The organism is Methylobacterium sp. Leaf118, from assembly GCF_920984675.1.
GTDB lineage: Bacteria > Pseudomonadota > Alphaproteobacteria > Rhizobiales > Beijerinckiaceae > Methylobacterium.
Genome location: NZ_CAKLBV010000090.1, coordinates 1 through 14631 on the forward strand (window position 1 = coordinate 1; position 14631 = coordinate 14631).

Here is a 14631-nt window from a genome sequence, read left to right on the forward strand (position 1 = left end):
GCCCGCGGCGAGATCGCGGTTCAGCACTTCGGGATCGCCCGGCGCCTCCGCCTCGATCTCGACGACGCCGCGCACCGACAGGAGCCCGTCGAGGGTCGCCGGGGCCACGCCCGCCGGGCGCGGGACCCGGGCGACGGACGCGGCAAGGTCGGCCAGCAGCGCCTCGTCGATGCGCACCCGCGCCGCCGTCTCGGGGCGGTTGACCGTCAGGGTAAGCTGGCACTGGCCACGGGCCAGGGCGCCGGAGAGCGCGGCCCGGGCCGCCTCGCCGGCCGCCTCGAAGCCGTTCGGCACCCGCACGCGGATGTCGAGGCCGCGCCCGTTGACCGAGCGGATCTCCCAGAGCCACTGCACCGCGCCGGTCGTGCCGGCGGCGCGGGCAAAGCCCGTCATGCTTGCGATCGAACCCGCCACAGCCATCCTCCCCTCGCACGGTCCGACGGTGGGGAGACCGGCGGGTCCCGAGACGCCGCGGCGCCTCCGGAGCGCCGGGCGCCGCCTCGAGCCTCCCGGAACCGGCCCCGACCGGCCTGGTTGCCCCGGATACGCGCTTTCGTCCGCGAGGCGCAACGCGGGCCGCGCCCGCCCGTCCCCCCCGCGTGCGCCGCACACAAACCGGCCTGCCGGAGATTGCTCAAAAACAATGCATGGCCAAACTCTGCGCAGCCGCTCATAATCGAAGCAGGCGCGAATACTGTGCATCAGCTTGACGTTTACTCGGTGGTTTTCTAACTTTCGACTTATCAAGATTTGTCCGACACCCGACACGGGGATCGCTTCATGACGAACCCATTCGACATCAAGAACCGCTTCCGCGCCCGCCTGCGCGCCGCCGACGCCCAGAAGAACCGGGTCCGGGCCCGGCTCCTGGAGGAAGGCACGCGGGCGCTCGCGCCGATCGCCGAGGCGCTGACGCTGATGGCGGAGGTGCTGGAGGAAGACGGGATCAGCCACGGGCGGATCGTCTGCCCGACGCCGGAGGTCGACCGCGACGACTTCGTCGGCTTCACCGCGATCCTGCGCAACGCCGCCGACAAGGAGCTGCGCATTGCCGTGCGGTACGGGCCGGTGCTCGGCGGGCGCAACTACATCGCGGTCACGGGTCTCGGCGCGGAATACGACGAGCGCCTCGCCGCGCTCGCGAGCAGCGGGGGGCCGAGTCTGGGCCGCTCGGTCGGCAGCGAGATCCATGTCGAGGCGGACCGGGGCGCCGACCTCGCCGAGGTTCTGCGCGACCTGATCGAGGATTTCTTTGCCGGCCATGCCGAGCCGGCGATCCGCACCTGCGCCACCGAGGGGCGGTCGCGCCTGGCTCTGGTGCAATAGGCAAACACCGTTCGCCACCGCGCGACGCCGTCCGTCCCCCAGCGGGGCGGGCGGCGTGTTTCGTTTGGGGCCTCGACGGGTGAATGAGGGGCTGCCGCGGGGGCGGGGGGCCGTCTCCGGCGCGCGCACCGGCCCGCGCGGGGGCGCCGGCTCTCGGCAAAAAGCCGTTTCGGCAGGCGAGGTTAGAGAATGCGACCGGGCCCGGTCGCCGGGACGTCTCGCTCGTCGTCGAGGCTGCGCGCGCGGGCGGCGCGGGCCATGGCGATCAGTTCGTGGGCGGTGAGACCGCGCGGGGGCAGGGGCTCGTCGCGGGTGGGCGCGGTACGAGGACGCTCGACCACCCCCGGAGGCGGCGGTGCGCGCAAGGCCCGGCTCGGCCAGAGCCTGCGGATGCGGTTCGCCTTCGTGATCGCTGCCTGCACCATGCTCTGTCCTTGGAAAAATCCTGGGGACGAGAATTAGGCAAGCTCGGCCGTGAGAACCATTCTTGACGCGCGCGGAAGTGGTGCTTCGCCGGCACATTTTCATGGCCCGGCGAATCGCGAACGCACGATCGTTCCCATGTCCCGTTCGGCACGCCGCCGTTCCTGAAATGTGTTTCCTCGGCGAGGGAGCATTGCCCGGTCCGGGGACCCGGGCGATGAAGGCTTGGCCGATCCGGTTCGACCCGCCGCCGCCGCCGCGGCGTGAAGCGAGGCGCAGCGCATGCCGTCCGACGTCGACATCGCCCCCGCGCCCGCCTCGGCTCCGGCCGCGGTCGCCGCGCGGCCGCGCGCCGGCCCCGGCCGGCTCCGGCTTCCGGTCATGCCGCTGCGCCTCGTCCTCGCTCTGGCCTTCGGGACGCTGGGCGTCGTCTCGACCCTGGCCTTCGCCGCCCTGGTCCACCGTCAGGCGACCGTCCGGCTGGAGGAGGAGGTCGGCGCGCAGCTCGACGAACTGGCCGCCCACATGGTGCGCAGCCTCGACCAGGGCATGTTCGAGCGCTGGCGCGACATCCAGGTCGCCGCCACCCTCGACACCTTGCGCGCCCCCGGCCCGCTCTCGGCCAAGCGCGCCGTGCTGGAGCGGCTGCAGAAGACCTATCCGGCCTACTCGATCCTGCTCTTCGCCGATCCCGCGGGCCGCATCGTCGCGACGAGCAACGGGCTCCTCGAAGGCGCCGACGTGTCGCGGCGCGACTATTTCCTCGCCGGCCGGGAGGGCCCCTTCGTCGGCGACGTGCATGATGCGATGCTGCTGGCCAAGGTGCTGCCGCGCGACACCGACGAGCCTCTGCGCCTGCTCGATCTCTCCGCGCCCGTCCATGCGCCGGACGGCTCGCTCGCGGGCGTCGTCGCGGCCCATCTCGACTGGACCTGGGCCCGGGAGACGGTCTCCGCCTTCGAGGGCTCGCTGACCCGGCAGCGGGCCGGCACCGAGATCCTGCTCCTGTCGCGCGAGGGCACGGTGCTGCACGGCCCGCCCGACCTGATCCGGCGAACCCTGCCCGGGACGACGCTGGCGGGCGCCCGGCCGCTCGGCGGCTCCGGCGAGGGGCCCCGCATCGGCCCCTGGCCGGACGGGCCGAAGCCCTACCTGTTCGCCACCGAGCACACCCGGGGCCTGCGGGATTATCCCGGGCTCGGCTGGACCATCGCGGCCCGGGTCGAGGCCGACCGGGCGCTCGCCCCGGTGCGGGAGCTGAGCCGGACCATCACGGTCTCCGGCCTCCTCGTGGCGCTCACGGGCTCGCTGATGACGTGGTGGCTCGCCGGACGCCTCGCCCGCCCGCTCAATGCGGTGCGCGCCCAGGCCGACCGGCTCGGGCGCGGCGAGCCCCTCGCCCGCCTGCCCGGCACCGCGGTAGCGGACATCAACGACATCGGCGCGGCGCTCGAGGCGGCCTCGGGCGAGCTCGCCCGGCGCGACGGCGCCCGCCGTCTCCTCGTGGACGAGTTGAACCACCGGGTGAAGAACACCCTGGCCACGGTGCAATCCCTCGCGCTCCAGACCTTCCGCGGCCTCGACGGCGCCGCGGGGCGGCAGCGGGATGCCTTCGAGGGGCGGCTGCTGGCCCTGTCGGCGGCGCACAATGTCCTGACCCGCGAGAGCTGGACCGGGGCCGACCTGCGCCCGGTGGTGGCGGAGGTGCTGCGGCCGTTCGAGACCAGCGGGGCGCGCTTCTCCCTGTCGGGGCCGGACCTGCGGCTCCAGCCCCGGGTCGCGCTGGCGCTCGGCCTCGTGCTGCATGAATTGTGCACCAACGCCGCCAAGTACGGTGCCCTCTCGGTGCCGGAGGGGCGCGTCGCGATCACCTGGGAGGCGGACCCGCCGGAGAACGGCGTGCGGCGCCTGCGCCTGACCTGGTCGGAGGCCTTCGGCCCCGCGGTCGTCCCGCCGACCCGCCGGGGCTTCGGCTCGCGGATGATCGAGCGCGGTCTGGCGGCGGAACTCGGGGGCGGCGCCCGCATCGACTTCCCGCCTTCGGGCGTCACCTGCGAGATCACCGCCTGCTTGGCGGAGGCTTGACCCAAGCGGCACCGGATGGGGCCGCGGCGGCCTTCGACGATGGGGCACCCTCATCGTCGAGGGGTATGACGTCCGGCGGCCCGCTTCAGGCGCTCGCGCGGACCTCGCAGCCGAACTCGGCCGCCGCCGCCTCGAGCCAGGTCCAGAGACTGCCCGCGAAGCTGCGGGCGACCGCGAGGTCGTAGGTCGGGCGGTCGTCGCGCTGCCAGATCTGCACGCCGATATGGGCGATCGCCGTCACCGCCGTGCGGCCGGGCCCGAAGGCGCGCGGGTGGAGATCGACCGCGACGCCCTTCTCCAGCACGCGGCGGGCATCCGGGCCGGTGAGCCGCAGCACGGCTCGCCCGTCGCTCTGGTCGGCCACCGCCGCGGCGCCGCGCAGGGCCGCGCCGAGCCCGTCGAGGTCGCCCCGGGCGCCGCCGAGGGCCAACCACTGGTCGGGCCCGGACCAGACCAGGCCGGCCTCGCCGGAGAGGTGGGCCCCACCGGGCTCCGGCAGGGACAGGCCGAACCGGGCCTCGATCGCTTCGGCGAGGCGCGCCTCGGCCCCGTCCACCGCCGTGACGCTCGCCAGCGCGAGCCCCTCGCGGGGGGTGACGATCAGGCCGGGCGGGCCCTCGCGCCGGCCGTGGCGGCCGGGCCTCGCGGTGTCGGCCCAGGCCCCGCGGGGACGCCAGAGGGTCGCGTGCTCAGCCATGCATCCTCTCCCCCGCCGGATCCACGAAGGCGGCGTTGCAGATTTCCACCTCGACATCGCCGCCGCGCACCGGATCGTAGGCCCGCACCCGCTCACCGTGGCGCTCGTGACCCCGGCGGATCAGGCCGAGGCCGATCCAGTGGCCGAGGCTCGGCGAATAGGCGACGGAGGTCATGGTGCCCTCGTCGGCCGCCAGACTCGGCTCGGCGCCGACGGCGAGGAAATGGGCCCCGGCCCGCAGGCGCTGGCTCGGATCGACCGGGCGGACACCGACGAGGATCGGGCGATCCGGGTCGGTCAGCGCCGGGCGCTCCTTCATCAGGCGGCCGACATAGTCCTTCTTCTTGGCGAGCATGCCGCCGAGGGCGAGGTCGCGGGCCGTGGTCTGGCCGTTGATCTCGGCGCCGGCCGCGTGGCCCTTCTCGATGCGCATCACCGAGAGCGCCTCGGCGCCGTAGGGGCAGATGCCGTAGGGCAGGCCCGCCCCCATGATGGCGCGCCACGCCGCGTCGCCGTAGGCAGCCGGCACCGCGATCTCGTAGGCGAGTTCGCCCGAGAACGAGATGCGGAAGAGGCGTGCCGGGATGCCGCCGCCGACGGTGATCTCGGCCGCACCCAGGAACGGAAAGGCTTCGTTCGACAGGTCGAAGCCCGGATCGACAATGCGCTTCAGCACGTCGCGGGCACGGGGGCCGGCCACCGCGTATTGCGCCCATTGCTCGCTCACGGAAGACATCTGCACGTCGAGCTCCGGCCAGAGCCATTGGCGGCAGAATTCGAGGTGCTGCATCACCCGGGCGGCATTGGCCGTCGAGGCCGTCATGATGAAGTGGGTCTCGGAAAGCCGCGAGACGGTGCCGTCGTCGAGGACGAAGCCGTCCTCGCGCAGGAGCAGGGCGTAGCGGGAGCGGCCCACTTTGAGCGTGCCGAACGGGTTGGCGCAGACCCGTTCGATGAAGGCCAGGGCGTCGCGGCCCTGGATGTCGATCTTGCCGAAGGTGCTGACGTCGCACAGCCCGACCTTGCTCCGCACGGTCTCGACCTCGCGGATCACGGTCTGGAGCCAGTCGGTCTCGCCGGCCCGCGGGAAATAGGCCGGGCGCAGCCACAGGCCGGTCTCCAGGAACTGGACGTTGTTCTCGGTGGCCCAGGCATGGCTCGGCACGTGCCGGGTGGCGCGGAACTCCTTGGCCCGGTGGTGGCCCGCGAAGGCTCCGATCGCCACCGGCGTGAAGGGCGGGCGGAACACCGTGGTGCCGACCGCGGGGATCGGCTGGCCGGTCAGCTCGGCCATGATCGAGAGGCCGGCGAGGTTCGAGGTTTTGCCCTGGTCGGTCGCCATGCCGAGGGTGGTGTAGCGCTTGAGATGCTCGACCGCGCGGAACCCCTCGCGATGGGCGAGTTCGACATCGGAGGCCGCCACGTCGTTCTGGAAATCGACGAACGCCTTCCCCTTGGGCTTGGCGACCCGCCAGAGCGGGGTGTGGGCGGTCGATTCCGGATCGGTGCGGGGCGTTGCGGGCGCCGTCGCCGTGAAGTCGCAGGACTCCGCCGCCTCGGCGCCGAGGCGGGCGCCGCTTTCGAGAGCCTCGGAGAGCGTCAGCCGGCCGGACGCGGCCCCGGCCGCCACCATGCCGGAGGGGAGCGTGCCGGGCACGAAGCCGTGGATGTCCTCCGACCAGACCGGACGGCGGGACAGGTGGGAATCGAGGTGGACCACCGGGTTCCAGCCATTGGCCATGGCAAGCGTATCGCAGGGGATGTGGAGCGTACCGCCATAGGAATCGCGCACGGCGATCCCCGACAGGGCGAGGTGCCCCCGGGTGCCGATCACCTGCCCGCCGGCCACCACCTGCGCACCGGCGGATTCGGCCATGCGGCGCAGGGCCACCGGCACCTCGGAGCGGGAATCGACCACCGCGGCCACCCGGCCGCCCGCAGCGGCGATGTCGGCCACCGTGCGCCAGCCGTCGTCGCTCGACGTGAAGACGGCCGGGCTGTGTCCGGGCAGCACGCCATAGCGGTTGAGGTAGGTCCGCACCGCCCCGGCCAGCATCACCCCGGGCCGGTCGTTGCCACCGAAGACGTGCGGGCGCTCGATGGCGCCGGCAGCGAGCACCGCGCGCCGGGCCACGATGCGCCATAGCCGCTGGCGCGGCGTGTGGGCCGGCGGAACGCCGAGATGGTCGGACACCCGCTCGACCGCGCCGTAGGCGCCGTGATCGTAGACGCCGAACAGGGTGGTGCGGGAGAGACACCGCACCTCGGGCAGGTTTTTCAACTCGGCGACAGCCTGTTCGACCCATTCGGGACCGCTCAGGCCATCGATCTCGCGCCGCTCGGCGAGCAAGCGACCGCCCAACGAAAAATCCTCGTCCACGAGGATGACGCGGGCGCCCGAGCGGCCCGCCGCCAGCGCCGCCGACAGGCCGGCGGGGCCGCCGCCGATGACGAGCACGTCGCAATGGGCATGGATGTGCTCGTAGGTGTCGGGATCCGGGGCGTCGGCGGCGCGTCCGAGGCCGGCGGCGCGGCGGATCAGCGGCTCGTAGAGCGCCTCCCAGAACGCGGCCGGCCACATGAAGGTCTTGTAGTAGAAGCCCGCCGCGAAGACGGGGCTCAGCAGCGCGTTGACCGAGAGCGCATCGACCGCGAGCGAGGGCCAGCGGTTCTGGCTCGTCGCCTCCAGCCCCTCGTAGAGCTCGGCCATGGTCGCGCGGGTGTTGGGCTCGCGCCGCGCGCCGGAGCGCAGCTCGACCAGCGCGTTCGGCTCCTCCGAGCCCGCCGAGAGGATGCCGCGGGGCCGGTGATACTTGAACGAGCGCCCGACCAGCCGCACGCCGTTGGCGAGCAGCGCCGAGGCGAGGGTGTCGCCGTGGAACCCCGAGAGGCGCCGCCCGTCGAAGGTGAAGTCCCGGGCGCGGCGGCGATCGATCAACCCGCCCGCGGCGGTGCGGAAGGGCTGGGAGCCCACAAGCCCTCCCCCCTCTGCGGGGGAGGGAGCGAAGTTCGGCCTGCGATCAAGCATGGGACGCGCTCCCGGCAGGCGTGGTGGCGCGGGCTTTGGCGACGTCGCGGGCGGGCTGGACTTCACGGATGGCGTGAGTGCGGGTGTCGCGGGTCACGACGAGCCAGGCGCGGCAGCCGGCACCGTGATACCAGAGCTCGCGCATCTCCCCGGCACGGTTGTCACGCAGGTACACGTAGTCGTGCATGGCCTCCGCCGAGGCCTCCATCCCGTCCGGGCGGAGGGGGGCGGCGTCGCCGAGATAGCTGAACTCGCCGTTGTCGCGCTCGCCGCACGAGGGGCATCGGATGCGCATGGCTTCGATCCTGAACGGAGGAAGGTCCCCTCCCCGCGGAGGGAGGGAGCGTCAGTGCAGGTTGGGCTGGGCGCCCATGCCCTTCTCGTCGATGAGATGGCCGGTGGCGAAGCGGTCGAGGCGGTAGGCCGCGCTGTTCGGGTGGGGCGCGTCGCGGGCGATGGTGTGGGCGAAGCAGAATCCCGCCGCGGGCGTCGCCTTGAAGCCGCCGTAGCACCAGCCGGCATTGAGATAGAGGCCGCCGATCTCGGTGCGGTCGATGATGGGCGAGCCGTCCATCGACATGTCCATGATGCCGCCCCAGTGGCGCAGGAGCCGCAGCCGGCCCAGCCCGGGCCAGAGCGCCATGCCGCCCTCCATCACGTCCTCGATGGTGTGCAGGTTTCCGCGGCTCGCATAGGAATTGTAGCCGTCGATGTCGCCGCCGAAGACGAGGCCGCCCTTGTCCGACTGGCTGACATAGAAATGGCCGGCCCCGAAGGTCACCACGCCGTCGATCAGGGGCTTCACGCCCTCGCTGACGAAGGCTTGGAGCACATGGCTCTCGATCGGGAGCCGCATGTCGACCATCGCGGCGAGCAGCGAGGAGGAGCCGGCCACCGACAGCCCGACCTTCTTCGCCCCGATGAAGCCGCGGCTCGTCTCGAGCCCGGTGACGCGCCCGTTCTCGCGGCGGATGCCGGTCACGGCGCAGTTCTGGACGATGTCGACGCCGCGCTCGCTCGCCGCCCGGGCGTAGCCCCAGGCGACCGCGTCGTGGCGCACGGTGCCGCCACGGCGCTGGAGAAGGCCGCCCTTCACGGGAAAGCGGGCATTGTCGAAATCGATGAACGGCACCAAGGCCCGCACGCCCTCGCGGTCGAGCAGCTCGGCATCGATGCCAGCCATGCGCATGGCGTTGCCGCGGCGGGCATAGCCGTCGCGCTGGGCGTCGGTGTGGTAGAGGTTCAGGACGCCGCGCTGGCTGACCATGGCGTTGTAGTTGATGTCCTGCTCCAGCCCCTCCCAGAGCTTCATCGACTGCTCGTAGAAGGGAATGTTGCCGGGCAGCCCGTAATTCGAGCGCACGATGGTGGTGTTCCGGCCCACATTGCCGGAGCCGATATGGCTCTTCTCCAGCACGGCAATGTTCGTAAGGCCGTGCTCCTTGGCCAGATAATAGGCGGTGGCCAAGCCGTGCCCGCCACCGCCGACGATGACGACGTCGTAGTCGGGCTTCGGCGCGGCGTCGCGCCACTGGGGCTTCCAGTCCCGCTGGCCGCGCAAAGCCTGGGAGAGGACGCTGAAGAGGGAGTAGCGCATCGCGACGGTCCACGCGTGGGATGGGCGGGGCGAGGCCCCGGCCGCACTCCGTGATACGCCCGCCCGCGCCCGCCCCCCTTGCAAATCACGACGCCTTTCCGGCAAATCGCGGCGCAATGTGCCCCGCTCCCCTCTCCCCGGTCGAGCCGGAACCGACGATTGTCGGCTTCGTGCTGGTGCCGGACTTCGCGCTGATGACCTACGCGGCGGCGGTCGAGCCCCTGCGGGCCGCCAACGCGCTCTCGGGGCGCCCCCTGTACCGCTGGTGGCACGCCGCCCCCGGGGACGCACCGGTGGCCGCCTCGAACGGGCTGACCATCCGGCCCGAGGTCGCGGTGGGGGCCGAGCCGCCGGGGGCGGACTGGATCCTCGTCTGTGCGGGCGGCAACCCGTCTGACATCGAGGACCCAGCCCTGTTCGCGTGGCTGCGCCGGCTCGCGCTCCGCCCCGGCACGGTGGTCGGCGGCTTGTCGGGCGGGCCCTACCTGCTGGCTCGGGCGGGCCTCCTCGACGGACGCCGCTGCACGCTGCATTGGGAGCATATCCCGGCCTTCCGGGAGCGCTTTCCCCGGGTCGAGGTGGTGCGCGCGCTGTTCGAGGTCGGCCCCGACAGCATGACCTGCTCCGGGGGCATCGCGGCGCTGGACCTCATGCTCGACCGGATCCGCGACCAGCATGGGCCCGGCCTCGCAGCGGGCGTGGCGGACTGGTTCCTGCACAACCAGATCCGCGAGGGACTGACCCCGCAGCGAATGGCCCTGCGCCAGCGCTTCGACCTGCGCGACCCGCGCCTGTTGCGGGTGCTCGCCGCCATGGAGGAAACCCTGGAGACCCCGCTGACGCGCGAGGCGCTGGCCGACCTCGCCCGGATCGGCGTGCGCCAGCTGGAGCGGCTCTTTCGCGATCGGCTCGGGACGAGCCTGCATCGGCACTATCTGACGCTGCGCCTCGATCAGGCGCATCGGCTCCGCCGCGAGACCGCGATGCCGGCGGCCGAGATCGCGGCGGCAACGGGGTTCCTGAACGCGGAGGAGCTGGCGCGGGCGGAGCGGCGGCGGGCGGGCTGAGCGCCCGCCGCCCCGCATTCGTGGGGGCCGTCGACGATGAGGCCCGCATCGCGGACGGATCTCAGAACACCACGGCGAGTCCGTCCTCGGCGGCGATGTAGCCGTCGGGCTCGCGGGCGATCATCTCCGGGCTCATATGGGTGAGCATCACCCGCTTCGGTGCGATCTCGGGGAGGCGCGCCCGCAGGCTCGCCCAATCGAGGTGAAACCGGACGGGGCGCTCCGCGGTGTAACCCTCGGCGATCAACAGATCGGCGCCGCGCCCGGCGGCGATCAGCGCCTCCACCCACTCGGTGTCGCCGGTATAGCTCACGACCTTGCCGCCGACGGTGAGGCGCAGAGCATGGGAGGGCGCCCCCGAGGGGTGTTGCACGGCGAACGCCTCCGCCTGCACGCCCCCGACCTCGACCGGCGCGCCGGCCTCCATCTCGATCACCGCGACGGTGAAGCGGCGCTCGGCGGTGCTGGAGCCGGGAAACAGCACCTCCATGGCAGCCGGCAGGCGCTCGCGCAGCCCCTTGGGGCCGACCAGGGTGAGGGGCTCGGTGCGGCCGCTGACGAGCTGTCCGTCGAGGATCAGCCAGGGCAGGCCGCCGAAATGGTCACCGTGCAGATGCGTCAGGAACACGGTGCGGATGCCATTCGGATCGATGCCGAATCGGCGGATCGCGATGAGGGCGGAGGCGCCGCAATCGATCAGGAACGCGCCGTCGCCGAGCTCCGCCGGGGCCTCGACATGGAAACAGGTGTGGAAGCGCCCGCCCGAGCCGAAGGCGTCGCCGCACCCGAGAACCTGGAGTCGCATGGTCAGTTTTCCCGTCTGAGTTTTCCCGTTTCCGGCCGTACTCACAGATTTCGGGCGGGTGCGCGCAGCCGACAACGCCTCTGCGTTGTCTTTTGAATTGCACTTCCACGCGAGATCGGCTGTTTTTTCGCGTAACGTAGGTCTGACGGAAGCGCCGGAGAACGGGATGTCGAGCGGTCACGGAAGGGTCGAGACCGCGCGGCAGCAGATCGCCCTTCGGAGCGCGCGCGCCGTCGGCGCCCCCGCCCGGCCGCCCCACGCCTGAGCCCTTCCGCGTCCCGACTCTCGCGGAACCGCCCCGCCGCCATGAACATCCCCCAGCGCCCCTTCCAGCCGGTGGTCCGCCCCTTCGCCCTCGGGATCGAGGCGCCCGCGCCCATTCCCACGGCGGAGGCCCAGGCGCTGATCGACCGGATCTACGAGGCCGCCGCCGTGCCCGAGCTGTGGCGGGGCGTGCTGGCCGACCTGGCCCGGCTCGTGGACGCGCCGGAGGCGGTGATGGTCGTCTCGACCGGCACGCGCTTCCGAGACTGGGTGACGAGCTCGCCGGAGTTCGACGCGCTGGTGCTCGCGCATTTCGAGCGCTTCCCCGACAACATCCGCACCCGGCGCCTGCTGGAGCTGGGCCATCCGGGCTTCCTGACCGATCGCGACGTGGTGTCGGAGGAGGAGCTCGCCACCGACCCGCTCTATCAGGACTTCCTGATCCCGCGGGGCTACGGCGCGGGCACCGCGACCGCCGTGCAGGTGCCGAGCGGCGACAGCGTCATCATCCATTGCGAGCGTCCCGTCGCCGAGGGCCATTTCGGCCCGGCAGCCGTGGGGGTCCTCGACGGGCTGCGCCCGCATCTCGCCCGCGCCGCGCTGCTCTCGGCCCGGCTGGAGATGGAGCGGGTCGCCACCACCGCCCGCACCCTCGAACTGCTCGGCCTGCCGGCAGCGGTCCTCGGCAGCGGCGGACGGCTGCTCGCGGCCAATCCGTCGCTCACCGCGCTGATGCCGCACATCCTGAGCGATCAGCCGGCGCGGCTCGCGGTGGTGGATCCGGCCGCCGACCGCCTCCTCCGGGAGGCGGTGAGCGGCGCGGGCTTCGGGCCGGTGCCGGTGCGCTCCATCCCGATCCCGGCGCAGCGCGGGCATCCCCCGGTGATCCTCCACCTCGTTCCGGTGCGGGGGGCCGCCCACGACGTCTTCGCCCGCGCCCGCGCGGTGCTGGTCGCGACGCCGGTCGTGGCCCGGGACGTGCCGACCGCGGATGTGGTCCAGGGCCTGTTCGACCTGACCCCCGCGGAGGCGCGGCTCGCCGCCCTCATCGCCGCGGGCGACGCCCCGGCGCCGGCCGCGGCCAAGCTCGGCATCACGGCGAGCACCGCCCGCTCGGTACTCAAGCGCATCTTCCAGAAGACCGGCGTCTCGCGGCAGGCCGAACTCGTCGGCCTCCTGACCGGGACGGCGCTGACCGGCTGATCCAGGCTCCGCTTGATCAAAGCGGAGCCTGGATCAGTCCAGCTCGCGCGGCGTTCGAGCGAAGCCCAGATCCGCCAAGCCGAAGGGATCGACCGGATTTGGTATGAGGCCCCGTCCGAGGCGGTCCCGACGGCGCCCGGAACGAAAAAAGCGGCGCCCCGCCCCGGATCTCGGATCCGGGATGGGGCGCCGCTCATGGTTCGATCGCCCATCCTTCGCCGAGAGCCGGCGATGGTTCGGCCGCTGTGGCTTCAAGTGCCTCACAAAACGCCGAGGTCGCCGGCCGTTCCCCTGGGGCCGCGACGGCGCAGCGGGCGTTTCGGGGGAGACCCTTACTCCGCCGCGTCGAGGCGCGGATGCTCGATCTGGGTGCGCTCGCGCTTGACCAGCTCCGCCGTCAGGAAGGCCACCTCGAGCGCCTGCTCGGCGTTGAGCCGCGGGTCGCAATAGGTGTGGTAGCGATCCTGAAGATCGTCGGCCGTGAGCGCCCGGGCGCCGCCCGTGCACTCGGTCACGTCCTGGCCGGTCATCTCCAGGTGGATGCCGCCGGCGATCGTGCCTTCCGCCCGGTGAACCCCGAAGAAGGCCTCGATCTCTTGCATCACCCGCTCGAAGGGGCGCGTCTTGTAGCGGCCCGCCGCGATGGTGTTGCCGTGCATGGGATCGCAGACCCACACCACCGAGCGACCCTCGCGCTCGACCGTGCGGATCAGACCGGGCAGATGGTCGCCGACCTTGTCCGCGCCGAAGCGGCAGATCAGCGAGAGGCGTCCGGCCTCGTTCTCCGGGTTGAGCAGGTCGATGAGCCGGATCAGCCCTTCGGGGGTGGTCGAGGGCCCGCATTTGAGGCCGATCGGGTTCTTGATGCCGCGGGCATATTCCACGTGGGCGTGGTCCGGCTGGCGAGTGCGGTCGCCGATCCAGAGCATATGGCCGGAGGTGGCGTACCAGTCGCCGCTCGTCGAATCGACGCGGGTCAGCGCCTCCTCATAGCCGAGCAGGAGCGCCTCGTGGCTGGTGTAGAAGTCCGTGGTGCGCACCTCCTGGTGCGTCTCCGGATTGATGCCGATGGCGCGCATGAAGTCGAGCGCGTCCGACATCCGCCCGGCGACGTCCTGGTAGCGCGAGGACTGGGGTGAGTCCTTGACGAAGCCCAGCATCCAGCGATGGGCGTTCTCGAGGTTGGCGTAGCCGCCGGTCGCGAAGGCGCGCAGCAGGTTGAGCGTCGCCGCCGATTGCCGGTACGCCTCGAGCTGACGCCGCGGATCAGGGATGCGCAGCTCCTCGGTGAAGCCGATACCGTTGATGATGTCGCCGCGGTAGCTTGGCAGCGAGACCCCCTCCAGCGTCTCGGTCGGCGAGGAGCGCGGCTTGGCGAACTGCCCGGCGATGCGCCCGACCTTCACCACGGGCGAGCCGCCCGCGAAGGTGAGCACCATCGCCATCTGCAGGAAAACGCGGAAGAAATCGCGGATGTTGTCGGCGGAATGCTCGTCGAAGCTCTCCGCGCAATCGCCGCCCTGGAGAAGGAAGGCCTCGCCCGTGGAGACCCGCGCGAGGGCGGCCTTCAGCTTGCGGGCCTCGCCGGCGAAGACGAGGGGGGGAAAGGTCGCGAGCTGCGACTCGACGGCCTGGAGCGCGCCCGCGTCCGGATAGGACGGCACCTGCTGGATCGGCAGGTTACGCCAAGTCTTCGGGGTCCACCGCTCAGTCATGACACTCTCTCCGCTCACCTCGTGAGGTGATGCGCGGGCCCTCCCGCCTCGCGCGAAGCGGGGCTTATAGAGGGGTTTTCTGTCAGTGGCGAGTTTCGAACGGTCCGACGGATACGGTCTGTTTGCCGGAGCGCTGAGGCTTCGGCCGCAGGGTCGGCCGATCCGCTCACGGGCGGGCGGCGCAGCGTCATCGAAAGCATCCGCGACAAGCCGGATCGGCTCCGGCAAGGCTGGCGTAAGGCCCCCTCCCCTCTCGGCCAAGGCGCTTGGGACGCGCCCGTTTGCGCAACCCCGAACGCAAAAAGCCCCCTGTTCGGGGGCTGCGGGTGGTGGGGTGGGGGATGTTGGTTGCGGGGGTAGGATTTGAACCTACGACCTTCAGGTTATGAGCCTGACGAGCTACCGGGCTGCTCCACCCCGC

The 14631-nt window shown here is 72.0% G+C and carries 12 protein-coding genes; 4 read left to right on the forward strand and 8 right to left on the reverse strand.

Features of this window, described 5'->3' with window-relative positions; translation table 11 throughout:
- A partial coding sequence (locus LW587_RS22420) for a YicC/YloC family endoribonuclease (protein WP_332839854.1) occupies window positions 1-420 on the reverse strand: 420 nt, incomplete at its 3' end.
- A 360-nt stretch (window positions 421-780) separates the two neighbouring features.
- Here LW587_RS22420 and LW587_RS22425 point away from each other — a divergent pair.
- On the forward strand, window positions 781-1326 hold the full coding sequence (locus LW587_RS22425) for a hypothetical protein (protein ID WP_232631801.1): 546 nt from the start codon (window positions 781-783) through the stop codon (window positions 1324-1326).
- A 182-nt stretch (window positions 1327-1508) separates the two neighbouring features.
- On the opposite strand, the gene LW587_RS22430 is transcribed toward LW587_RS22425, so the two are convergent.
- Window positions 1509-1751, reverse strand: a complete 243-nt coding sequence (locus tag LW587_RS22430) for a hypothetical protein (RefSeq protein WP_232631802.1) — start codon at window positions 1749-1751, stop codon at window positions 1509-1511.
- 280 nt (window positions 1752-2031) lie between these two features.
- Here LW587_RS22430 and LW587_RS22435 point away from each other — a divergent pair, with 280 nt between their 5' ends.
- Window positions 2032-3834 (forward strand): sensor histidine kinase, encoded by a 1803-nt coding sequence (locus tag LW587_RS22435; protein ID WP_232631803.1) that lies wholly within the window; start codon window positions 2032-2034, stop codon window positions 3832-3834.
- 85 nt (window positions 3835-3919) lie between these two features.
- On the opposite strand, the gene LW587_RS22440 is transcribed toward LW587_RS22435, so the two are convergent.
- Genes LW587_RS22440 through LW587_RS22455 form a run of 4 tightly spaced genes read right to left on the reverse strand, consistent with a single transcriptional unit; the run spans window position 3920 to window position 9156 of the window.
- Complete coding sequence (locus LW587_RS22440; protein WP_232631804.1) at window positions 3920-4531, reverse strand: sarcosine oxidase subunit gamma; 612 nt, start codon at window positions 4529-4531, stop codon at window positions 3920-3922.
- Window positions 4524-7559: a sarcosine oxidase subunit alpha family protein gene (locus LW587_RS22445; RefSeq protein WP_442919185.1), complete on the reverse strand. Its 3036-nt coding sequence runs from the start codon at window positions 7557-7559 to the stop codon at window positions 4524-4526. The genes LW587_RS22440 and LW587_RS22445 overlap by 8 nt, the downstream gene beginning before the upstream one ends.
- Complete coding sequence (locus LW587_RS22450) at window positions 7552-7854, reverse strand: sarcosine oxidase subunit delta (RefSeq protein WP_232631806.1); 303 nt, start codon at window positions 7852-7854, stop codon at window positions 7552-7554. Before LW587_RS22450 ends, LW587_RS22445 begins: the two co-directional genes overlap by 8 nt.
- A 51-nt stretch (window positions 7855-7905) precedes the next feature.
- Window positions 7906-9156, reverse strand: coding sequence for a sarcosine oxidase subunit beta family protein (locus LW587_RS22455; protein WP_232631807.1), 1251 nt, complete (start codon window positions 9154-9156; stop codon window positions 7906-7908).
- Window positions 9157-9272: 116 nt separating this feature from the next.
- Here LW587_RS22455 and LW587_RS22460 point away from each other — a divergent pair, with 116 nt between their 5' ends.
- Window positions 9273-10223 carry a GlxA family transcriptional regulator gene (locus tag LW587_RS22460; protein ID WP_232631808.1) on the forward strand — a complete coding sequence of 317 codons (951 nt, stop codon included), beginning with the start codon at window positions 9273-9275 and terminating at the stop codon, window positions 10221-10223.
- A gap of 61 nt (window positions 10224-10284) precedes the next feature.
- On the opposite strand, the gene LW587_RS22465 is transcribed toward LW587_RS22460, so the two are convergent.
- Window positions 10285-11028 carry an MBL fold metallo-hydrolase gene (locus tag LW587_RS22465; protein WP_232631809.1) on the reverse strand — a complete coding sequence of 248 codons (744 nt, stop codon included), beginning with the start codon at window positions 11026-11028 and terminating at the stop codon, window positions 10285-10287.
- A 306-nt stretch (window positions 11029-11334) separates the two neighbouring features.
- Between LW587_RS22465 and LW587_RS22470 the strand changes: the two genes are divergently transcribed.
- Window positions 11335-12495 carry a helix-turn-helix transcriptional regulator gene (locus tag LW587_RS22470; RefSeq protein WP_232631810.1) on the forward strand — a complete coding sequence of 387 codons (1161 nt, stop codon included), beginning with the start codon at window positions 11335-11337 and terminating at the stop codon, window positions 12493-12495.
- Between the two features lie 332 nt (window positions 12496-12827).
- On the opposite strand, the gene LW587_RS22475 is transcribed toward LW587_RS22470, so the two are convergent.
- On the reverse strand, window positions 12828-14210 hold the full coding sequence (locus LW587_RS22475) for a class II 3-deoxy-7-phosphoheptulonate synthase (RefSeq protein ID WP_232631811.1): 1383 nt from the start codon (window positions 14208-14210) through the stop codon (window positions 12828-12830).
- Between the last annotated feature and the right edge of the window lie 421 nt (window positions 14211-14631).

Bases quoted from the DNA above. Each gene is read 5' to 3' on its own strand.
- LW587_RS22425 (WP_232631801.1), top strand. From the start codon at position 781: ATGACGAACCCATTCGACATCAAGAACCGCTTCCGCGCCCGCCTGCGC.
- LW587_RS22430 (WP_232631802.1), bottom strand. From the start codon at position 1,751: ATGGTGCAGGCAGCGATCACGAAGGCGAACCGCATCCGCAGGCTCTGG.
- LW587_RS22435 (WP_232631803.1), top strand. From the start codon at position 2,032: ATGCCGTCCGACGTCGACATCGCCCCCGCGCCCGCCTCGGCTCCGGCC.
- LW587_RS22440 (WP_232631804.1), bottom strand. From the start codon at position 4,531: ATGGCTGAGCACGCGACCCTCTGGCGTCCCCGCGGGGCCTGGGCCGAC.
- LW587_RS22445 (WP_442919185.1), bottom strand. From the start codon at position 7,559: ATGCTTGATCGCAGGCCGAACTTCGCTCCCTCCCCCGCAGAGGGGGGA.
- LW587_RS22450 (WP_232631806.1), bottom strand. From the start codon at position 7,854: ATGCGCATCCGATGCCCCTCGTGCGGCGAGCGCGACAACGGCGAGTTC.
- LW587_RS22455 (WP_232631807.1), bottom strand. From the start codon at position 9,156: ATGCGCTACTCCCTCTTCAGCGTCCTCTCCCAGGCTTTGCGCGGCCAG.
- LW587_RS22460 (WP_232631808.1), top strand. From the start codon at position 9,273: ATGTGCCCCGCTCCCCTCTCCCCGGTCGAGCCGGAACCGACGATTGTC.
- LW587_RS22465 (WP_232631809.1), bottom strand. From the start codon at position 11,028: ATGCGACTCCAGGTTCTCGGGTGCGGCGACGCCTTCGGCTCGGGCGGG.
- LW587_RS22470 (WP_232631810.1), top strand. From the start codon at position 11,335: ATGAACATCCCCCAGCGCCCCTTCCAGCCGGTGGTCCGCCCCTTCGCC.
- LW587_RS22475 (WP_232631811.1), bottom strand. From the start codon at position 14,210: ATGACTGAGCGGTGGACCCCGAAGACTTGGCGTAACCTGCCGATCCAG.